At 45.9% G+C, this 21669-nt stretch carries 21 protein-coding genes, 1 tRNA gene and 1 riboswitch; of the genes, 7 read left to right on the top strand and 15 right to left on the bottom strand.

Translation table 11 applies throughout. The features are described from left to right. Positions 1-47 precede the first annotated feature (47 nt). From tatA to GVI43_RS08750, 7 genes are all read right to left on the bottom strand, one after another. Entirely contained in the window at positions 48-245 is a 198-nt protein-coding gene (tatA, locus tag GVI43_RS08780; protein ID WP_159566496.1) for a Sec-independent protein translocase subunit TatA, read from the bottom strand. Between the two features lie 117 nt (positions 246-362). Then, on the bottom strand, positions 363-782 hold the full coding sequence (locus tag GVI43_RS08775) for a hypothetical protein (RefSeq protein WP_159566495.1): 420 nt from the start codon (positions 780-782) through the stop codon (positions 363-365). Further along, positions 772-2109 carry a phosphatase PAP2/dual specificity phosphatase family protein gene (locus tag GVI43_RS08770; protein WP_159566494.1) on the bottom strand — a complete coding sequence of 446 codons (1338 nt, stop codon included), beginning with the start codon at positions 2107-2109 and terminating at the stop codon, positions 772-774. The genes GVI43_RS08775 and GVI43_RS08770 overlap by 11 nt, the downstream gene beginning before the upstream one ends. Before the next feature lie 23 nt (positions 2110-2132). Next, positions 2133-3893, bottom strand: coding sequence for a bifunctional alpha/beta hydrolase/class I SAM-dependent methyltransferase (locus tag GVI43_RS08765; RefSeq protein WP_159566493.1), 1761 nt, complete (start codon positions 3891-3893; stop codon positions 2133-2135). Then, the gene (locus tag GVI43_RS08760) at positions 3890-4531 is read right to left on the bottom strand and encodes a lysophospholipid acyltransferase family protein (RefSeq protein WP_159566492.1); all 642 of its coding nucleotides are present in this window, start codon (positions 4529-4531) and stop codon (positions 3890-3892) included. The genes GVI43_RS08765 and GVI43_RS08760 overlap by 4 nt, the downstream gene beginning before the upstream one ends. Positions 4532-4551: 20 nt before the next feature. After that, complete coding sequence (locus GVI43_RS08755) at positions 4552-5472, bottom strand: phosphatidate cytidylyltransferase (protein WP_159566491.1); 921 nt, start codon at positions 5470-5472, stop codon at positions 4552-4554. A gap of 15 nt (positions 5473-5487) precedes the next feature. After that, entirely contained in the window at positions 5488-6090 is a 603-nt protein-coding gene (locus GVI43_RS08750; protein ID WP_159566490.1) for a CDP-alcohol phosphatidyltransferase family protein, read from the bottom strand. Between the two features lie 243 nt (positions 6091-6333). Between GVI43_RS08750 and GVI43_RS08745 the strand changes: the two genes are divergently transcribed. Next, positions 6334-6936: a YiiX family permuted papain-like enzyme gene (locus tag GVI43_RS08745; RefSeq protein ID WP_425482138.1), complete on the top strand. Its 603-nt coding sequence runs from the start codon at positions 6334-6336 to the stop codon at positions 6934-6936. A 195-nt stretch (positions 6937-7131) separates the two neighbouring features. Here GVI43_RS08745 and GVI43_RS08740 read toward each other — a convergent pair whose 3' ends face one another. Together GVI43_RS08740 and endA are read right to left on the bottom strand one after the other, a co-directional pair. Then, positions 7132-7443 carry a DUF5339 family protein gene (locus GVI43_RS08740; RefSeq protein WP_159566488.1) on the bottom strand — a complete coding sequence of 104 codons (312 nt, stop codon included), beginning with the start codon at positions 7441-7443 and terminating at the stop codon, positions 7132-7134. Between the two features lie 242 nt (positions 7444-7685). Continuing rightward, positions 7686-8390: a deoxyribonuclease I gene (gene endA, locus GVI43_RS08735; RefSeq protein ID WP_159566605.1), complete on the bottom strand. Its 705-nt coding sequence runs from the start codon at positions 8388-8390 to the stop codon at positions 7686-7688. A 387-nt stretch (positions 8391-8777) separates the two neighbouring features. On the opposite strand from endA, the gene GVI43_RS16065 reads away from it, so the two are divergent. Continuing rightward, positions 8778-8987, top strand: coding sequence for an ECs_2282 family putative zinc-binding protein (locus GVI43_RS16065; protein ID WP_425482136.1), 210 nt, complete (start codon positions 8778-8780; stop codon positions 8985-8987). Between the two features lie 161 nt (positions 8988-9148). On the opposite strand, the gene GVI43_RS08730 is transcribed toward GVI43_RS16065, so the two are convergent. Then, entirely contained in the window at positions 9149-9388 is a 240-nt protein-coding gene (locus GVI43_RS08730; protein ID WP_159566487.1) for a YceK/YidQ family lipoprotein, read from the bottom strand. 55 nt (positions 9389-9443) lie between these two features. Beyond that, entirely contained in the window at positions 9444-9794 is a 351-nt protein-coding gene (locus GVI43_RS08725) for a hypothetical protein (RefSeq protein ID WP_159566486.1), read from the bottom strand. Between the two features lie 332 nt (positions 9795-10126). On the opposite strand from GVI43_RS08725, the gene copC reads away from it, so the two are divergent. Together copC and copD are read left to right on the top strand one after the other, a co-directional pair. Continuing rightward, the gene (copC, locus tag GVI43_RS08720; protein ID WP_159566485.1) at positions 10127-10516 is read left to right on the top strand and encodes a copper homeostasis periplasmic binding protein CopC; all 390 of its coding nucleotides are present in this window, start codon (positions 10127-10129) and stop codon (positions 10514-10516) included. A 3-nt stretch (positions 10517-10519) separates the two neighbouring features. Next, entirely contained in the window at positions 10520-11401 is an 882-nt protein-coding gene (gene copD / locus GVI43_RS08715; RefSeq protein ID WP_159566484.1) for a copper homeostasis membrane protein CopD, read from the top strand. Between the two features lie 132 nt (positions 11402-11533). Here copD and GVI43_RS08710 read toward each other — a convergent pair whose 3' ends face one another. Next, a complete protein-coding gene (locus GVI43_RS08710; RefSeq protein ID WP_159566483.1) occupies positions 11534-11716 on the bottom strand; it encodes a hypothetical protein in 183 nt (60 codons plus the stop codon). Positions 11717-12006: 290 nt separating this feature from the next. Between GVI43_RS08710 and GVI43_RS15950 the strand changes: the two genes are divergently transcribed. Continuing rightward, positions 12007-12135, top strand: a complete 129-nt coding sequence (locus GVI43_RS15950) for a hypothetical protein (protein WP_281351003.1) — start codon at positions 12007-12009, stop codon at positions 12133-12135. Positions 12136-12623: 488 nt separating this feature from the next. Here the strand turns inward: GVI43_RS15950 and GVI43_RS08705 are convergent, their stop codons facing one another. Both GVI43_RS08705 and GVI43_RS08700 read right to left on the bottom strand, forming a co-directional pair. Beyond that, the gene (locus GVI43_RS08705; protein WP_159566482.1) at positions 12624-14177 is read right to left on the bottom strand and encodes an alanine/glycine:cation symporter family protein; all 1554 of its coding nucleotides are present in this window, start codon (positions 14175-14177) and stop codon (positions 12624-12626) included. Positions 14178-14257: 80 nt separating this feature from the next. Then, a riboswitch (Lysine riboswitch) is annotated at positions 14258-14462 on the bottom strand. A 66-nt stretch (positions 14463-14528) separates the two neighbouring features. Then, a complete protein-coding gene (locus GVI43_RS08700) occupies positions 14529-14771 on the bottom strand; it encodes a putative hemolysin (RefSeq protein WP_159566481.1) in 243 nt (80 codons plus the stop codon). Between the two features lie 403 nt (positions 14772-15174). On the opposite strand from GVI43_RS08700, the gene GVI43_RS08695 reads away from it, so the two are divergent. Then, positions 15175-15251: transfer RNA gene (locus GVI43_RS08695), tRNA-Arg, on the top strand. 193 nt (positions 15252-15444) lie between these two features. Continuing rightward, positions 15445-16305 carry a bifunctional methylenetetrahydrofolate dehydrogenase/methenyltetrahydrofolate cyclohydrolase FolD gene (folD, locus tag GVI43_RS08690; RefSeq protein WP_159566480.1) on the top strand — a complete coding sequence of 287 codons (861 nt, stop codon included), beginning with the start codon at positions 15445-15447 and terminating at the stop codon, positions 16303-16305. A gap of 106 nt (positions 16306-16411) precedes the next feature. On the opposite strand, the gene GVI43_RS08685 is transcribed toward folD, so the two are convergent. Further along, positions 16412-21601, bottom strand: coding sequence for an autotransporter outer membrane beta-barrel domain-containing protein (locus GVI43_RS08685; RefSeq protein ID WP_159566479.1), 5190 nt, complete (start codon positions 21599-21601; stop codon positions 16412-16414). Positions 21602-21669 lie beyond the last annotated feature (68 nt).

Raw genomic sequence — 21669 nt, 5'->3', positions numbered from 1 at the left:
CACAGCACGCCTTTCTATCGATAGAGCCCACGGCCCCAACTAATTAATTACTTCTTGTCTTCAACCTGAGCTACCGGAGTTTCTGCATGTGCATCGGATGACGACGTGTCGCTATCCATCGCCTTTTTGAAACCTTTGATTGCAGCACCCAGGTCGCTACCCAGAGAACGAAGCTTATTGGTACCAAATAGCAGCACTATCAACGCACCAATAATCAAAAGCTTAGTAATACTTATCCCAGCCATATCAACCTTCTTACCTTATTGTCGATTGCTCGACGCAATTAACCCTACTTTCTTTGTACGATAAATATTGTACAACCACAATTTAGAAATGTAACAGATTAAAACAATCTAATATTATCAAATGCCACGCGTAGCAATGCACAGCAGGACGGCTAACCATTGAATTAACAGCGCGACACCGCCCAAATGCAGTAACCTGCGGGCACCGGCCCAGCGCGATATCAGGCTACGATTATTATCATGAATGTTATCACCGTTTTTATTCCAGAGCATATTGATCGCGGCATCAAAATCGTCGTTTTGCTCCAGAAATTGATAAAAAATCTGAAACAATCGGCAGTCTAGCCATAAGCGCCAGTAGAAGTACTGACACACCATGGCAACGAATAAACTCAATGAAAGCAGTAATACCCAACAGTGACTATCTATCAGCAGACTCAATGCGAACAACATGCCCAATACAGAAAGCGCTGACAGATATCGCCAGCTATTTAACGTAGCAATCAGTACTTTTCCAGCCACCGGATTATCCAACACGTTCAGCCTCATTTAAATATTGAACACGCCATTGATTTAAAACATCAATATGAGACGGCCTGAATATCACCGCTGGCCGTGCCCGGCGAATCATATTAATCGCACTGCTAACATCCGCCGCGTAGCCTTGTTGAATCAACCATGCGGCAACAACGGTAGCGCTACGGGATAAACCAAGGGCGCAGTGTACCAGTACCGGTCCTTGCTGGCGTAGCTGATTCAAAGCCAGTACCGATTGCTGAAGCTCTTCAATATCAGGAGCCAATAAATCGAGCTGCGGGCAAGCCCGATAGCTAAGGCAGGTAGTATATCGGCTCTGCTGCCATTCGGATGTCATATCCAGCACCGCAATAGCAGGCAATTCATGGCGCGGATAGCTTCCTAGCAGTATACCGCTAGCAATTTCACTCACCGGTTGGTTTTTGGTACTAAAGTAAAGAAACGAACACCACGCCCCTAGCTGATAAGGCGCTAATAAAATTCTGGCCGATGGCGATGTGCATCCTGACGCCGATTTTTGAAATATACTGCTTCCCAAGCCCAAATAGCCTAAAGCAACCATCAATAACCCAGCGGCGGGCCAGAGCATCAACCAAAAACCACCTCCTAATAACCATGCGCCAAGAGCCAGCGCTGTCGCTGCGATAAAATAGTAACTGGCTAAACGCCGGGCAAACGGGTCTTTGCTCGGCTGCCAGCGCCAGCGCGAAGCTACGGGCAAGACATAGCTGACCGCCACGCCGGCAAACAGGCCGGTAACAACATCGATAAAATGATGCTGCCACGTGGTTAAAACGGAGAGGCCAATCAGCGCAAACCAGCCGTGTAATAGCCAGCGCCACGTTGATGCAACGTGAGGATAAAAACGCAGCCATAGCAACCAAAGCAAAATGATATGCAGCGATGGGGCCTGATTATAAGGTAAGTCGAACATCTCCAGCCGTTGAAACAGCCAGCCAAAAGGACCATCGCTGACCGGTCTGACAAAGCTAAAACGCAGTGGAAATATCAGAAATCCGGCGCAGGCAATCAGCGATGCAAGTACCAAGCGATAACCATGAACCATCAGCTCCCGACGCGTAGTACAAATAAACAGAGATACCCCGTAGAGCAGATCGATGCTCCAGTAAGGAACAATCGTCCAAGGCCAAAATGGAATAGACGATTCCCAGCCAAACGCTAGCGTAGCAACGTTATTACGGGTTGCCGTAAACTGGTTAACTTGCCCATACGTCAGAAAAAAATAAGGCGCCAAAAATAGTAGCCAGACCAGCGCTATCGGCCAAAGCCGATGCCGGGAGTCTGGGTTAAACGGCGGTTGGTTCATTCGTGCTACTCACTTCTCCAGCGTTAGCTAACCCGCTCAGCAATCGAAACGCTGAAAATGCCCCAGTCGTCGATGAGTTGAACGCGTTTAACAAAACCGGCACGTTCGACCATGCTATCCATTTCACCTTGGGTTCTGCGGCGCATCACCCAAGGTTTACCGCTTTGGTGGCTGGTTAACGAACGGGCTATCATTTCCAGTTGAGGATGCCATGGCTGCCCGGTATAGACCAACAGCCCACCGATAGGGATCGCATCGGATAACCCCATCAGCGATGCCTGCACATCTTCATTTTCTGGAAACAGTTCATACAGCCCCGACACGATACCCAGCGTAGGGGCGGGATCCAACGCCACTAAACTTTGGCGATCGAAAGCATTACCGACCACAAAGCTGACTTTATCAGTTAAATGCCGCTCGGCGATCATCTGCCGCCCCTGCTCTACGTTCAGCTCGCTGTAATCCCTTAACAAAATAGAATCAATATCCAGAGCATCGCCAATCGCATCAAGAACGTAGCGACCATGACCGGCAGCAATATCGACAATACGCACCGGCATATTACGCGACTTAAGCTCTTTAATCGCCCGGCGAATCAGCTTCTCAATATTGACTTTCCGCTGGCGAATACCGCGCCATCCGATGCTATTAAGGTACTGCCGATCGATAAAGCGGCCAAAAGAGCCTTTACCCTGAGGATAATTACGATAAACGTAATCCAAGGTGCTACCTGAGTCAAAACCGGTCTCAAAGCCGATCTCAACCCCCTTTGAGGCTTTACCCAGTGAAGCCATACCGGCAGTAAGCCCTTTGTAGTAATAGCGCTTGATGGAGTAATGAGGCAATCGCGCCTGCAGATCGCGGTATTCATCGGCGGTATAGCTCCAACGATCTTCGCCACTATAGTCATGGCGCACCGGTTCAGCAGAAAACAGTTTGGCAATAAAAGACCGCATTTTCTCAAATGCCAGATGGCGATCTTGCTCGCCCAGCGTATCGTGGTAAAAACCGCCCAAAATATGCTTTTCTTTCAGCGAAGTATTTAAACGCTGATAAAACTGATGCTGAGGTTTATGGTGAACCACATAGTCATCACCGGAAATCAGCAGTTGAGTCGGCAGGGTAATGGCCGCCGCGTCGGCAACAATGCGTTCTGATGTGGTATAAAGTTCACGTAAAATATTGACCGCAATCGCCCGGGTAATTAGCGGATCCTGATTAAACGAAGCAACACGTTCAGGATCGTGAGTCAGATATTTCCCTTTGACGTATGAATTGATATAGAACAGCCCGCGGAATTTTTGCATCAGTCCTAAGCCTGCGCGGGCAAATGGGACATACAGTTTTACTTTAAAGGCCGGCGACGCCAGAATCAGCCCGCGAATTTTCGGCGCATAATCATGAGCCCAGGTTGCCGCCAGCACCGCACCAACGCTTTGAGCAATAACAACAATATTTTCCAGAGCAATACCGCTGTCTTGTGAAACATAGCGAACGAACTCATCAACGTCCTGAACTGAGGTGCCAATACTTGGGCTATATCCGCGCGGCCCGGCAGTTTTACCGTGCCCTCGGGCATCCCACGCATACATCGGTACGTCGGGCATCGCCAGTTCATCAACAATATGCTGTAAACGGCCAGAATGCTCATGGCCCCGATGAAACAGCACGATAGCTTTATCGGGAGTTCCTTCCCGGTGGAGCCAACGGCGATAAAAGAGTTCGGTGCCGTCAGAGGTTTTAAATAGTCCCTCATCGGGCATGCGCAGATCGGCTAAGCTCATACATCTCTCCCTAGTGCACTATTTTGTAACAGCTCAAAGCGTTGCTTCAGGTCCGTTATAAACGTCGTTTTATCCGAATGACAGTAAATAGGTTCATCGACATAAACATCGATAAAGAAAGGCACCGGTATCCATTGCCCTTTTCCCATTGCCCGGCCCAAACCGTGTAAAAATACCGGCGTTACCGGCACATCAGGAAACTGCTGGCATAAATACCAAAGCCCGGATTTAAACTCAGACAGTTTTTCAGGCTCGCCGCGGGTGCCTTCGGGAAAAAGAATCAGTATGCGACCTTCGCGCAGCGCATTAGCGCAACCGGCTAGAGGGTCGTTATGCAAAGGATCGCCACCGCCGCGCACCACCGGAATAATCCCCACTACGCGGGTAGCAAACCAGCCCAATAGCCTATTTTTCAGAAAATAATCGGCGGCGGCGGCCGGTTGAACTTTATCAACCATTGAAAGCGGGAAAAGGGTCAGTAACGTCAATAAATCTAAGTGGCTATTATGATTAGCAATAATAATTCCCGGCCCTTTTTTCGGCAGCCGCTTACGATGGGCGACTGATACACCAAGCCATGCCAATACTACCGGATAGGCAATTAGAATGACGAATACCTGCCTGAGAAATCGATTCATATGCGCTCTCGCTAATCCGGTTAATAGTGTAAATAGTAGAGGAAGTGGAAAAATAGCGGAGCCGTGTAAATAAGAGAGTCTAACCGATCAAGTATGCCACCGTGTCCGGGCAACAGTTTACCGGAATCTTTAACGCCAATATCTCTTTTCACGGCGGACATCACGACATCGCCAATAAAACCGGTTACCCCAATCAACAGCCCGGCAAAAATAGATTCACCGGCCGTCAGCGGCGTTAAAATGCCGCCTAATGCCCAGGCGATGAGCATCGTCGTCAGTACACCACCAATCAGCCCTTCCAGCGTTTTATTGGGGCTAACCTTAGGAATAACTTTAATACGGCCAAACGACTTGCCCCATAGATACTGGGCAATATCATTGCTCTCCGTCAGCGCGACCAAAAAAATCACCAACAGTGGGCCAGTTCCCGGCGCTGAACCGGGTAATACCGTTAAATAGGCAACGTGGCTAATCGCAAATACCGTTGTCATCACGCCCCAGTGCAATACCGAAGCTGAACGCAAGAAGTCTTTATTATTACCGATCAGAACCATACGCATTGGCAAAAATAAAAATACGTAAACGGGAATAAACACTAAGAACATGCCATACCACGCGGTTCCCACCCAATAATATTGGATCGGAATAGCAATGTAGGCCCATAACAGTGGCATATTATCAGAACCGCGGGTTGGAATAAGGGTCAAATACTCTTTCAGTGCCAGAAAGCTGATAATGGCAAAAATAGTTAATGAAATAACCCTTGGCGTCGAAATAGCCAGTGAAAAGACAATAACGATCCACCACCAGGTAGTAATCCGCTGGCGAAGCTCAGTCCAGTCCCGCTCGGGTGAGCGTCGAGATAAAACAGCAATGGTGACGCTGGCAATAATCAATAAACCAAATAGCACGACTAGTGCGCGTATTAATATCGGACTCATATAACAGCTCCCTGATTATAAGCGAACTTCTGCCAGTGCCCTGTGGCAACGATTGAAGCAGGTCCATACTAACAAGAGCGATACCAGCGAAAAAATTACCCAGCTGAACTCCAGCACCGCAGGCCAAATAAAGATGGCCAGACCATAAGCGCCGAACGCTAATGCCCGATCGCTTTTTCCCATTGGGCCGTCATAACGACGAGAGGCTCCGATAGTTTGTGCGAGTACGCCACAGAATTCGGTCAATGCAGATAACAACACAGCGAGTATCACCAGCCAAGGAACCGCCCCCGGTAACAGCGCAAAAGGAAGATAAAGTGCCGCATCGGATATCACATCGCCGGTTTCATTTAGCAATGCCCCAATCTTTGACTGTTGATGATACTCTCGGGCTAGCAGGCCATCGATGGCGTTTAGCGCCATGCGTATAAAGAGAAAAATAGGAAGGATTAAAAACAAATAAGAAAATGGAAAAACTGCCAGCAGCAGCCCGATAAGAACCGATACCACCAAAGCCGCTAAGGTTACCTGATTAGCCGTAATACCAGCCCGATATAAACGCTCCAATAACGGCCTTAGCAATGTCTGAAAACGAGGTTTTAAATCATATAGAGTCATGAAATCCCTGTGTCACTCTAATAAAAAAACATATTCGACATAATAGAGTCACGCTACAGCACCCTATTTATCTAAGCAACTAAAAAACTATCACCGATCTATTTAAATAGCGTTGAATTGTAACATCCCACTTCACATTAACTTCATTAAGCTAAGGTAAAACAGAGACATTCATTATTTTCTATAAAACCAACGCTAATGAACAAAGCCAACAGATTCTCGCGACTCCATCCGGTGCCCTTAGTGGCTTATTTTCTTCTCATTGTGATTGTGGGCCTGTTAGTCATACCGAAAGGACATAGCTCTCAATATGCACCTCAGCAAGGCGATATAATTTTCCAAACGTCCCGTTCATCTCAAAGCGTTGCAATACAACAGGCAACGAGTTCGGCTTATAGCCACATGGGCATTATAATGATTAAGAATAATAAGCCTTACGTATTAGAAGCATCCTCTACGGTTAAATATACCGCGATCGGCGACTGGATAAAACGCGGCGCTGGAGGTAAATATGTTATAAAAAGAGTGAAGACTCCGCTGACAAGCGAACAAAAAAATAGTTTAGTTACCGAGGCTCAACGCTATATTAATAAACCATACGACCTTAGTTTTGAATGGTCTGATAATCGTCAATACTGCTCTGAGCTCGTGTGGAAAATTTACGCTAATGCTATCAATATGAAAATCGGCCAGTTACAGCAGCTCAAAGAATTTAATCTCACGTCTCCGGCGGTAAAAGCAAAATTAGCTGAACGGTATGGCTCAAATATTCCACTAAATGAAAGCGTTATTTCACCTAAAGCAATGTTTGACTCACCGTTATTAATCACCGTTGAGCAACAATAAAGAACGGTGGCTCTCGCGGACTAGATCAGGCTATTTTACTCCACCACGTTGACCATTTCAGTCATGCTGACTTAATGGAAAATACGCATCAACACGGGGTAATAATTTTATCCCGTTACTGTTAAGAAGGGATATATTGAAGGGGTAACAATCACGTCGCAATACGGTTACTGCATTACGACGTGATAGCCAATATTAACAGCCTAACTGAGTTAACGTTGGTTTAAACGCATCCATAGCGGCTTTACAGCTAGCTTTTAGCGCTTCTTTATCACTAACTTTTTTCCAAGATTCAGTCGCAGCATCCATCTGAGTTTTAAACTGATCGGCCATTGCTTTATTATCTTTGCTCATCTTAGTTACGCAGGTGCTTACAGTAGTAACATACTCGTTACACTCAGCCGGTAATCCATTATCAGCCTTAGCAGGCTCTTTATCACCACAGCCACTCAATGCTAATAGCGACAGAGCAACCGCAGCAGAAAGAATAATACGGGTAGATTTCATTAGCTTATTTCCTTGAAAGTTAAACACCAATATAGGTGGAACAATGCATACGTGCATAAGTTCAAAAAGATTATACCATCAATTATTTTTTATTAGTAGATGACTCAGAAGAATGCCAAAGGGAATAGTGATGAAAATGTTTTTAATATTGAACTATCACAAATAACGGCATCTCGATAAAAAGGCCATTAATATAAGAAGAATATAAGTTTAATCAATATTAAATGAAGTGAGTGTGCTAATTATCGGCATAGCTGGCTGACATACGGATTATCATTACCTTGAATTTTTAATATTCGGCGATTCCTTTCACACTCCCACAAGGTAACCGGATATCGATAATTCCACGCGTCAAAAAGCTGAGTCTGCTGTTTAGATAAACGGAGATGATAGCGATCTCGCATATAAAAGTACGTTCTGGCGATAGCGCCACGGGCCCGTTCCGGTGGCTCTGCTAATTTCCCTTTAAAATCAATTTTCATCTGACATTTGCCATATTGGGTAGCTTGGCTGCTCCACTGACTAAACTGAAAATTAGAGCGATCGTCATTAATTTCGCCCACGGCAGGTTGAAGATTGTGCAAGTCGGTTTCCATCTGATTAAAGATCGGATCTTTAGTGCAATTTTTTCGCCCCCCGTTTTGCCAGCACTGACGCTGATGACCAAACATCCATGCAGGGACAACGTGTTCCCATTCTATACGTCCAGCACGATTGGAATTATTTCTAATCTGGTATCCACACATTTTTAGGTTTGGGATACCCTTTTTACCTTCCCATCGAATTGGGCAGCCACAGTAAAAAGTTTGTTTTGCATCTTTATGAATACTCACGGCCAACGTTTTAGCTTTACTAAAGCTAATCGGTTTGCCCCGGCCATTCGCCAGCGCGGGTAATAAAAAAATAGTAGAAAAAATCATCAAAACTAAGGATACATTACGCGTCATTTCATAAGATCTAAGCATGTCTAACATAGTAGAGAGGAAGGTTAACGGATCGGTGTCACACAAACAACCACCGTTGCCGGTGCAAGGGGAAAGCAATCGCTTATTTTCTGACAACAACGTAATAAGATAAAAAAATCAACATCACACTATGAGCGCAATATTATTTAAATAGGATGTATATTATTTAAATGCCTTCATATTTCACATGCTTTTAATTTATATTAAAAACACATATTTACAACATATCATTTACAATAAGTCATTTTGCAATCAATTATTATCCAAACTAGAACCGATGTCTCTATAATAGTGTACTAAAGGTCATATGAAATAAATAACACGATATGGTATAAATTTATTAAATAAATAAGCCTCTTTGAGATTTATATGCCTCCTCAGTTTAAGTTTTATTGTTCAAAATGTGGTAGCGAATCATTTCGAGCCACCCATGAGGTTAACTCATTAAATGATATTCAAGGTGCCATCTGTTCACGCTGCTACAAACCGGTAGAGATCGGTGATATCACAGAACAAAAAATAAGACGCATTCAGCTGATCATTGAGCGAAAAATAACATCGGACACACATTCAATGTAATAGGTCGATAGCACCTATGCCTGCTTAAATAGAAGTAGAAACAATAGTTTTTAATAATAGGATATTAAATCAACAGGCCTACCCGTATGGGTTTTTCAGGTTAATAATCCAATGTAAAGCAACCACCCCATATAGAGAAGGTACCTATTCAATTATCAGTACTATATATTGTTAGTCCCGATCCGGATGGCATCAACAGGTAGCATTACGGTATCAAACACAAAGGAAAATGGCACATCGAAGTAATAAAAGCCATATCCCTCCTGCCCTTTTTGCATAGAATATTTAACTCCGGAATAATACACCTCACTGTTTCCGCCTTCAAAACGGCTGGCAAAGCTCCCACAGGCGGTAAGAACCGAAGTAATTATCAATAACAGTAAAATTTTTGCAGCTATCATATTTTCGTTAACCTCTACCAACATAAACTTGACAACAGTAGGATAAACAAAAATATCAGTAACAGCTGACCAATTCGCCGGTAACTTCTAACACGCACATATCCTGTTGGTTATTAATCCTATAGCATCCGCTGTCATCACACCACTTTTCACGGGCATAGCTGGCACCATCCTGACTAATCTGGCCTCTGTTTCCCCGATGGTATCGGTCAGAACCAGAACGAACCGAGCCCGATCGAATCGTATAGTTATTACCTTCACAATCAGTTAATGACACCGATCGGTTGCCAGATATGTCGGTGTATTTTTCAGCACAGACCTGAGAACTCTCGGCAACGCTGGCAGACAGCCCGACGCTTAGCGACATTCCGATAACTAAAACCAACGTTAATAAATTTTTTCTCATCTTAATTTTCCCTTTAAACCAATTCCCTGTGAGATTGAAGTGTATACCTTCATTTGTATCGATAACACTCTCAATACTTAATATCTGCCAACGCATAAAATTTCAATAATATTTTCAAAATATTAACGATAAAGTGCAACCGACTTCATAAAACAATGATTCAACCAGCACTGTCAAATAGCTCTAATTTGGTTTACTTAACGGTGCAAAACAATAAGGGTATAGTTTCAAAATCCACCTGAGACTAATGAGAACAATTATCAGTCATATACAGCATTTAGCGAAAATGTTAGTATTTTTATTTCCCCAGCATTGCGCCTTAAGGTTATAAAATGACGGTTCAACAGTTACATAAAACGTATCGTACCTTTGTCTTTCTTTTGGTCATGATTTTCGGATTTTCATCTTTATCGGTAATGGCCCACGCCCATCTGGAGCGACAATCCCCGGCAGCCGAAGCAACGGTTGCCATATCACCGACTCAAATTTCGTTAAAATTCTCTGAAGGTATAGAACTTAAATTCAGCAAGATTAACCTGTTGGCAGAAGATAATACGCCGGTTAATACTGGCGATCTCAATCTGGATAGCAAAGATAATACCCACCTTATAGCGCCAATAACCACCAAGCTAACTGCCGGAAAATATCATGTCGGCTGGAGCGTCGTCTCTATTGACGGGCATAAAACCAAAGGTAGCTACAGCTTTACGATTAAACCTTAATTAATGAGCCTGACAGCCCTGTTGATTTTGGGCCGACTATTACATTTTAGCTCGGTGATGTTGATGTTTGGCATCAGCATCTTTGTGGTGTTACTAACGCCAATAGCTTTGAAATCGACTCTGCATGCCCGCTTAAACCGGGTTCTAAGCGGCACTATTAGCGTAAATTTGCTAACGGCTATTGCGATATTCGCGGCTCAAAGTGGTTTGATGGGCAGCGGCTGGCCCGATACCATTAATCCCGCTATTTTATATGCGGTCCTGAGCACCACCTTTGGCGCGGTCTGGCAATGGCAATTAACGTTTGCGATTGCCGCTGGATGTTGCCTTTTCCTTCGCCCGCAATGTCGTTTTAACGCTATTGTCTGGCTGTCAACGGCGTTATTGATCAATCTGGGTTTTGTCGGACACGTCACGATCAATACGGGGCTTTTGGGCGCTCTACATCGTCTTAATCATGCAATCCATTTACTCAGCGGTGGATACTGGATCGGTACCTTAATTCCGTTGTTAGTCTGCTTCGGTTATTTGTCCGATCCGAAACACCGTAGTGATGCCATCAGAGCAATGACCAGATTCTCAGCCTTCGGCCATATTGCGGTATTGCTGGTGATTGCCACCGGCATGATTAACACCGCAATGGCTTTGGGAACCTGGCCAATTCACTGGTCATCGCCCTACCAGCAATTATTAAGCATCAAAGTTGCGCTGGTCATGGCAATGGTCGCAATTGCACTCTACAACCGATATGTTTTAGTTCCCCAGATTAAACCTGACGCAAACCATATCCTTCAACGATTCACGCTCTGTACGGTACTGGAAATAATCACCGGCGTCGTCGTACTTGCGCTAGTCAGCGTTTTCGCCACTCAACCTCCGGCTTAATTAATAAATCCGTTCTAATTACAGAATGGCGTTACAACCTTTTCAATTTTATTTATTACTCAATCGATAACGTTAAATGCCCAAGGTCAATATGTTGATATTTTTTCTATCCGCTGGGAAATCAAAGAAAATTCAAAAGTTACGGAATATTGCAATAGCAATATAGATCAATGAAGCGCAGATACTAACAAATGATGCAGTAAGAAATACCGGCAGGAAGGCAATCGGTTTATCGATAATCTTGGATATAAAACGGACCAGCAAAGCAATAGCCGCAGGGAAGATAACAAACAACAATAGAGGTAACCCGGCCAATCGCTACTCCCAGTGCTAATACAGGAAAGCAGTTTATTGATGCTTTCCTATAAGATTAATGACAAAGGTTACTTTCCAACTCTTGGAACGAAACCCCATGCATTATTACCTACACTAGGCCTAATTGCCAATGATCCCCCTATCAAGCATCTATATAATTAAGAAATGTAAATCAGGGCTGTTTTCGGTATGCTATCCGCCAATTTCTACATTACGCTTCGGATCCGCTAACCTCGAAGCAAGATCCAAACAGTGATAGATAATAAATTGTTTAATAAGAGAAATATTCTATGAAGCTTTCGAAAATGACTATTGCAGCTATCGTTATCGCCATATTATTTTGGGGTTTTGATAAAGTAAAACCGTACTTTTCCGGCCAAGCAGAAATTCCGGCTTCAAATCAAACGCAGCAAAAATAATTTTCAGCCCTCAAGCCAGAAAATGTATGATTATTAAGTAGGTCAATGAATAAAAGAGCCAGCTCAAACGGATTCAAATCCTATCAGGGTTCACTCTTTAACATAGAATATATAGCATAGGCTTTCGGGTGTTTTCGAGCTCTGGAATTGTTAATCTCAGAGATTAACTTGCTCGAAACTTAATGATAATCTTGTGCCACATACATCATCGATAAGGACATTAAATGAAAAAGTTAATACCTGTCATTTTGCTGCTTCTGCTGTCTGCATGCACTTCCACGGGAATTAGCGGTTCTGGTGGTAATTCTGGCGGGAGTATTGGTATAGGAACAGGGATCGGTTTTTAATTAGCCTGACCTATACCGGCATCCCAAATGGGTATGCTCTAATCATTCCTCAGCGTTGCTCTATTATCCAGCAATGAATAAGGCACCTATCGCCGAAACAGATTTATTCTAGCCCCAGTTTCTGGGGCTTTTTTATATCTCTCAGTTTACTCTTTCAGCGTTACCCTTCACCCAGTAAGGGGTTTCAAACCCTTCATCAGTAGAAACAAACTCACCGCCATTAGTGCGTCGATAGTGCGCTAACGCTTTATAGACCAACGGAGCGCCCAGAATAAGCAGTGGGATATTGATATACACCATAATAATATTGGCCAGATCGGTGATATACCACAGATTACTTAATTCTAGCCCGGCGAGTATCGTCAATGCCCCGAAAGGGACAAAGAACAATGCACCAATACTGCGAATAAATAAGATGAAACGGGAACTGCGGGAGATAAAGTTGGCGGATATTTCAGCAAAGGAGAGCATACCCAATAGGGTCGTAAAGGCAAATAGACCGTAGCAAAGCGCCATAATAATTTTTACAGCATCGGCAATCATAGCGGGTACCAGAGACTGAACTGATGACAAATACAGCGTAATTTTTGACGCTTTCAGCGATTCCCATTCAACGCCGGTTGTCGCGCCGGTCCAGACATGAGCCATCACCACAATAAAACCGGTTAACGTACAAATCACCATGGTATCGAAGAACACGCCCAAGCTTTGAACTAGCCCTTGTTCGCACGGGTGTTTATTGTTCGCTACTGCCGCCGCCATAGTAATGGTGCCCTGCCCGGCCTCATTGGACATTAACCCTCGTTTAACGCCCTGAGCCAGAGCAACACCGATACCGCCGCCGAAAATAGCGTGAGGAGAGAATGCCCCAACGACCACTTCTTTAAAAAAGTAGGGAATCAGCGGGAAATTAACCAAAATAATTAGTATTGATATACCACAGAACAGAACGGCCTTCACCGGCACCAGTACGTTGGAATAGGCAACAACCCGGCGAATGCCGCCAAAAATGATGAAGGCACAGGCAAAAATCAGTACAACGGCAATCGTGTAGTAGAGCGGAGACTGACGAGGATAAGCGTGGCCGGCCACCGTTTCCGAAATAGTCCCAACGGACGAAAACACGTTAAAAGTTTGAGAAGGTACGTTGAGCAACGCATATGTGATGTAAACACAGGATAAGATCAGCCCGATAAAGCGCTTATTACCTAGAATCCGGCGACCGTAAAACGGCAGCCCGCCAACATAGTCATTACCGTTTTTCTCTTTAAATAGCTGAGCTAACACGGACTCCATAAAGGCGGTAGACATACCGAAAAACGCAGCAACCCACATCCAAAATAGTGCCCCTGGTCCTCCGACCGAGATTGCTCCCGTAATACCGACGATATTACCCGGACCGGCGCGCATCGCCAGCCCTAGCATGAAGGAGCCCATCGCGCTAATACCCGTTGCGGAAGACTGTTTTCTCAGCATTATCTTAACCGTGTGGCCAAAGCTGATTCGCTGAATAAAACCGGTCCGGACGGTGAAATATATCCCCATTCCGACCAATAACAGTATCGGAAACGACAGCTGCCCAAGCACCGGGATAGAGGCATACCAACCAATTTTGGTTGGAAAATCCCAGATCGCATCAGAAATCGGCGAAATAAAAGAAAAAAAGTTGTTGATGGAATTGAAAATATCCTGCAAGAAGCCGCCCCATATATTTAAACCGAATATTATCTTGAGGGAAAACTACTGCAATCAATCCAATCCATGGAGGAGGTTTAGACAGCAATAGCTCAACATGCTTTATCACGGAAGATAACGTTATCAACGGATAAATCATGACAGTTCTGCACCTGTTAGGCCCAAAACCAACACAAAAGAATTGGCTTATTACTTTTGCATTTCGGCGAATAAGCCTTTCAGTCAACGTCATTACCGCCACGTCACCTTGACTTACTGATCTCTATTCGCGCCTCTATTGTTAGCCAAAGGAGATTAATGTTTCTTAAGGGGAATTACAATAGCCAGCCTATTGATGAATGCTCTCAATAATCATTTATGGTCTCTGCGGTATAGCTCCCACTGGTCAATTCTTTCACCGCTGGGCAATATACAATCAGAACTTACGCCTTGCCCTGTGGTCATTTTCGCCAGCTTACCGCCTTTTTCTATACAGTATACTGACGCTGGGTTCGCCATTCCTATTTGGCGGTTGCTCCCTTTGTCGGTCTCGGGCTGATTTGCAGAGCAACCGAAAATGGATAAGGAAACAAGGGCTATAAAAATAATTTTCATCTATCACTCCTAGTTTGAGAAGTATTACCCGCATGTTTTACCGGCTTTAACCTTCAGCCCGTCATGCCTTAAACGTTAATCGGCCGTTTATTGCTGGATTTATTAACGATGTATATAACGTTATAAAACTCAATTTAATAATCCGTGGCTGGCCGTCAACCTCACTAATCCAATATCCAAGATAGGGATAAACAATTAACAATATCGCCTATTTAAGGCAAAAAACACAATCAAAAACCTGCAATTAATATTAAAAGCAATAACAAACGCTTAAGTTATGTTCAGATAGTAAGTCAAAAGATAATTCACCATCAATTATCGGCTAAAAGACATTGACTGAGCACGGAAGAGCCGTATAATTCGACCCCACTGAGGTGCCTTCAGGCCATCAGTACTTCTCAACGCTCTCATAGCTCAGTTGGATAGAGCAACGGCCTTCTAAGCCGTAGGTCGCAGGTTCGAATCCTGCTGGGGGCACCATTTCAGAGTATTCTCAAATATTTTAACCGCGACTAATCCCTTATAAAATCGGTATTCCCGCGATATTTTGTTATCTCAACGTTTATTCTCCTCGATTCCCCGTTAGCTGACTTTATCGTAACTTTCCCCTGACAGAACCGTTCGCTTCTGCCAGAATATGCCTCCCTTGGTTAAAAAGTGGATCTATTCTCTGATGTCAGCAAAAATTATTGATGGTAAAGCGATTGCCCAACAGCTTAGAACTGAAATTGCAGCCAGCGTTCAGCAACGCCTTCAGGCAGGCAAGCGTGCTCCGGGCTTGGCCGTTATTCTGGTTGGTGAAAATCCCGCATCACAAATTTATGTCAGCAGTAAGCGTCGCGCCTGTGAAGAAGTTGGTTTTTTGTCGCGTTCGTTTAATCTGGACGTGACCGCAACGGAGAAAGAACTGCTTGAGTTAATTGACTCATTAAATAACGATCCGCTTATTGACGGTATTCTGGTACAGCTACCGCTGCCGCAGGGTATGAATAACATTAAAGTGCTAGAAAGCATTTCGCCGGAAAAAGACGTCGATGGATTCCATCCGTATAACGTCGGGCGCTTATGCCAGCGGACGCCAAAACTTCGCCCGTGCACCCCGCGAGGCATTATTACCATGCTGGAACGCTGTGAGATTAATACCTACGGTTTAGATGCATTAGTTATTGGCGCATCGAATATCGTTGGCCGCCCGATGGGGTTAGAACTCTTGCTGGCCGGATGTACCACCACCATAACTCACCGCTTTACTCAAGGTATGGAAGACAAAGTCAGGCGTGCCGATTTAGTGGTTGCGGCTATAGGCCGCCCCGGATTTGTTCACGGTGACTGGATTAAGCCGGGAGCGATTGTTATCGATGTCGGCATCAACCGATTAGAAAGCGGTAAGGTTGTCGGTGACGTGGAGTTTGAGGCTGCGGCTGAACGCGCTAGCTGGATTACACCGGTACCGGGCGGCGTAGGCCCAATGACGGTAGCTACGCTTATCCAGAATACCTTACAGGCCTGCGAGCTTTACCACGACCCGATGTAACGGTTAGGTAATCTCGGTAAATATTAGCCAAACGCCCGATATTTTATATCGGGCGTTTTTATTATTGGCCGGTACTATTACGCACTATCACGTACTATCACGATTGTTAAAACTGGTATTTAACCCCAATCATTGCGGTGGTATCGCTATAACCATCGCCACCTACCTGCTGGGCAACGTTACCCCATAGGTTTAGCTGACTGTTAAGCCGCCCGTCCATTCCGACCTTAAGCTCACCAACGTTTCGGCTGCCCGCCTGCTGGGTCTCGGTGCCGTTTAGCGCCACGCTGGCTAACGTTTTGTTGTAGATCCAGTTAGTTTCAACATAGGTGGTAAATAGCTTGTTCAGCGATTTATCCGCATCGCTCACCCCTTCTCGTGAAACCCGAAGCCCTAATCGGGTTTGCAGGTTATCGCTGCCGTTAGTCTGCACCCGGGTACCGTTATCTTCAGTCATATCATTGGCATTAATGTTATTCCAGATAACCTGAGCCTGCGGGGTAATCAGCACTAAGCCATTATCCCCCTGATAAACTGGCATCCGATAGCCTGACTCCAGCGATGCGCTGTAGCCGTTAATATCATAGTCGTTGCTGGTTAGCTGCTCGCCGTCAACGCTGGCGTTTAGCCAGTTGTACTGAACCCAGCTATCGACATAAACGCCGTCGAGGCTTTTGGCATCCTGATACCATGTCGCATAAACGCCCGCACTATAGCCATCGAGCGATCCTTTAGAAGAGTAACGCGTTTGGTTCGAATGGGTTCGGCTGTCGGCATTGGCATAGCCCAGCATTAAGCCCGTACCTAAGCGATCAAGTTCACCGAAATGGGTAGAGAAAATTTCACCACCGCCCTGAATGACATAGCTATTGGTGGTGGTTTTCAGTTGGCCGCTGCCATCGCGAAAACGGGTCTGAGAGCCAGACTGACGAAGCCACATGCTGGAGTTTTCAGCCCTACCGTCTCGATCGGTTAAGCGCAAATTAAACAGCGATCCCGCAGCGGCAACGTTAGCAATGTAGCTACCGGCCTCAGGACGATAAACCGGCGTATTCGGTTTGTTCGATAAGCTGCGCAAATACCAGTTACCGTCATTGGCATTAATACCATTTTTATACAGTGAATATTCGTAGGCACCGGCAACCACACGGTTAGCCAAGCTGAACTCACCGTCGGACTGACCGGCAACGGAAACTACCTGAATACCGTTAACCGTTTGCCCACCAGCGCCTCCGGCATTATTAACTTTAATAACGGTGGAGCCGCTGCTGTTGCCTTGAATCACCAGCCTATCGGTAGGCGAGCTGTCGTCGCCTAACTGGGTACTTAAGGTAATTAAACCGTTATTTCCCGTATAGTTACCATGAACCACCAAATTACTCGATGGCACCGGGCTGGCCATAACAATCAGACCAGAGTTAGTCAGGTTGCCGCCAACGGTAAAATTCCCGGCAGCGCTGTTATTGAACGCAGGAACGGCATCCGCGACGGCCAGCGTTCCCTGATTATCCACATCACCGCTCACACCGCCGTAGCCGCCCAACATGGTTCCTGAAGCAACCTTCACCAGAGCGCTGGCTAGCAGAGCTTGGCTGTGACTATCGTCGCCGATAATCAGCCCACCCTCGCGAATATCGGTTAAACCGCTGTAGCTATTGTTCTGATTCAGCGTGAGCGTTCCCGCCCCTAGCTTAACCAGCTGCCCGCTACCGCTGATAATATTGTCGAATTGAACGTTATCTTTGCGGTTAAATATCAGAACGCCATTGTCCACAATATCACCGGCTACGCTTCCGCTAGTGCCGCCGTTACCCAACTGAAGAGAGCCATCAGCCACCGTGGTTACGCCAGTATTGAGGTTGTCGCGGGTTAGAGTCCATAAACCGCTATCCGCTTTGACTAACCCACCGCCGCCGGATATCAGCCCTGAAAATGATGACTCATCAACCCCATTGTGAACCGTTAACTGCCCGGTTCCAAGGTTAACGGAACCGGTGCCTGACAAAGCGTTAACGTTTACGCTAAAGCTATCCAAATCCAGCAAAGCGCCCTCGGCAATAACCACGCTCTGGCTGGATGAAATAGCGTCATCAACGCCCATCCGTAGGGTTCCGCCATTAATCAGGGTTGAGCCGCTATAGCGATTAACTTTCGATAAGGTTAAGGCTCCATCACCGGCTTTGGTTAAGGTTTTACCGTCCCAACCTGTCAAGCTATTTGCCGTCTGGTCGATCAGCCTGACGCCCAGATCAAACTCTTCATTGACGCCAGCTAGGGTAAATAGCCCATTAGCAATCTCAGGAGTTGTTGAACCATCGGCGTACCAGGTTAAAAGGATCCCGGCATTATATTCTTGGCGCCTGACGTCAACGTTTCCAGTCAGAACAATATAGTCAACCGGCGATGTTGCCCCGCCAAAGTTAAGGGCAGAAAAATCACCGGTAAGATCGTTTATCCCGGTAGTATGAATGATAGTAAAGTTTTTCTGGCCCGGAGGTAGCGAGGTCGTCGAGTCATCGTCATGAAATCCGAGCACGTTGAAAACGGAAGAGGCACCCAAATTGGCGGTATTGGCCTGAATGATTGGCGTAGTACTATCCAAATTGCCTAAAACAATTCCTAAGGTACCCTGCATATCGAGATTACCGCCGATATTGAGTACGCCATCGCCTCTAATCACGGTCGCAGCACCGCTGTTATTGGTATAATCGCCGGTTACCGCAAAATCGCCATGTTGAGAAAAGGTTAATATTCCGCTGTTTACCGCTACGCTACCAACCGATGAGCTCTCACCGGTTAAAACGGCAATGCCCGAGTTATTTTTTACCAGCATTCCCGTTCCGGCCAGCTGATTAGAAAAAATGCCGTGAGGCTCTATATCAAGTGATAACAGTGCGTTGTTTGTAACAAGGCTAGTTCCTAACGCTTTGCTCCGAGCCACGGACAGCGAACCGTCATCAATAATGGTATTGCCAGAAAAGCTGCTACTGCCGGATAACGTTAGCAGGCCGGTATCGGTTTTTCTCAACGTGCCGTTACCGCTAATTATTGCAGCAAGGCTATCGTCAACAGAATTATTAATAGTTAATTGCGCCGAGCCTAGCTCAATATGACCGTCGCCGCTGATATTACTGATACTCTGGTCAAAGCCATTGAGATCCAGCGTTGCTCCGCTGGCAATGCTAACGCCGGCCAACGAGGCTCCGCTTGAAAAAACGTTCGTGGCCCCGGTTTTGAGCGTACCGCCATTAATTACCGTGGCGCCGGTATAACCGTTTACCGCAGACAGTATCAGCGTGCCATCACCCTGCTTGGTGAGCGTTCTTCCATCCCAACCGCTGGCAAATGTGCCCGTCCGATCGGCCAAGGCCATATCAACATTGAAAATATCGCCGACATTTGCCAGCGTAAAGACGCCGTTTGCTTTATCACTACCTGCCAGCCAGCTTAATTCAAAACCAATATTATAGTCCTGAGCGTTGGCGTCTTTTCCACCATAAAGCAGTACATAATCAACCGGGCTATTTGCTCCGCCCAGATTCACCGAGGCGAAATCGCCGCCGATCCCTCCCACGGCTAAAGTATGCAGTAACGTAAACTGAGTGCCCAGCAAACCGGTTGCCGTATTGGGAGCCTGTGGGCCTAAACCAATAACGTTAAGCGCACCGTTCAGGCTGGCGCTTCCCGATATAATTAGCGGATTTTCGCTTCCCAAGGTGAGCGACAGCGCTGAATTGGCCGACTGAGTGAATACACCGCCAACCGTTAAAGAAGATAAACCCGATAAACTGGTTGTTGCGCCACTGGCCGTAAGGTATCCGTTAGTGACCGTCAGTGCACCCGTCTGGCCCAAGGCCAGTTCGCCAGCGGATACCTGAACGCTTCCGACAGTAGAACCCGCTGAAACCATAGACAGCTTACCGGCATCATTTTTAGTCAGCATACCTGCACCGCTGAGGTTTCCGCTTAACGTATTCGCTCCGGCATTGGATAGGGTGCCGCCAGCACTACCGAATATAATATTATGATTAATCGTAAAACTATTATTAAGTAACAGCGTTCCGTCGTTCAAAGTAACGGCTCCGCTAACGTCTCCCAGATTTTGATCCGCAGATATAGCAATGGTACCGGAATTTATCATCGTTCCGCCGCTATAGGTATTGGCACCGGATAACGTGATAACCCCATCACCGGTTTTTTCTAGCTGATAGCCATTACCGCCATCGCCAATATCACCGCTAATACTTCCGATATAGCTAGCAAAAACCGCGGTAATACGCGCATTACCGCTTAACGTCACCGGCCCTGAAACGTTAGCATTGCTATCGAGCCGTAAAGCACCTAGCTGACCCATGCCTTCTGACCAGCCATTACCTTCCAAAATGACCGAACTGGAGTAATCCCTTGAGCTACCCAACCACAAACTTCCGCCGTTTAACACCACGATATGGGCCAACAGCCCGGGGTCTTCACTGGCTACCTGTAGTCGAGCATTATCAATAATCAGGTTTCCGTCAAAAGTACTATTCCTACCGGCAAGAGAATAGGATGACTGCGCGGTTACCCCGGTACCTCTTAAGATAATCACGCCGCTGCCGGTTAAGGTGCTAGCAAGCGATATCTGGGCGTCCGAACGGTAAAAAGCCAATATGCCGCTATTATCAATCACGGCACCGTCAATTTCTCCGGTGGTGCCGCCATCGCCTATTTGCATACTTGCACCGGACTGTATCGTCACATGACCATCGTTAGTCTGTATGTTGCTAGTGAGCGTCAGGCTGCCTGAATTAACCATGATATTTTTAACATCAACATCGCCATTTAACGTCCAGTTGGTACCGTTCATATTCAACAGGTTAAACTCAGACGGTAAATCATTAGCAATAAAAGAGCTGTTCGTCGTACCAGTACCTTCCAGCGTTAACGTATTACCCGAGCCAAAGCTGGCTACGTTGCCAGTAAGTAACGACCCAGTATTTAAAATTAACGTACTGTTGTTGCCCCGCAGAGTAACGGCATTCCCGCCGGTACCGGTAATTGCTCCGGTATTGGTCAAAACAGAGGAATCCCCCTCCAGATTAATCCCTACGACGCCGCTAACGCTGCCTGAAATTTCCAGCTGCCAGGGTTGAGAACCGTCGCCATAGATACCATCGCCGGAAGCCGCATTAACGGTAGAAGCTGATGGAAGATGAAATACTGACTCACCCGGCGCTAAGGTCGCAAGGGTGACGGTAGAAGTTGAAGTAGGAATTTCTGTATCCGCAAACGCCGGAAATGCCAGAAAGCTAATCATGCCCAATGCTGACGCCAGTGCCGTTATTCTAAAATTAGAACAATCTAAATTATGATATAAATTATTAT

It is taken from the genome of Budvicia diplopodorum, assembly GCF_009800925.1.
Classification (GTDB): domain Bacteria; phylum Pseudomonadota; class Gammaproteobacteria; order Enterobacterales; family Enterobacteriaceae; genus Budvicia; species Budvicia diplopodorum.
This window is presented reverse-complemented; position numbering and strand designations above follow the sequence as displayed.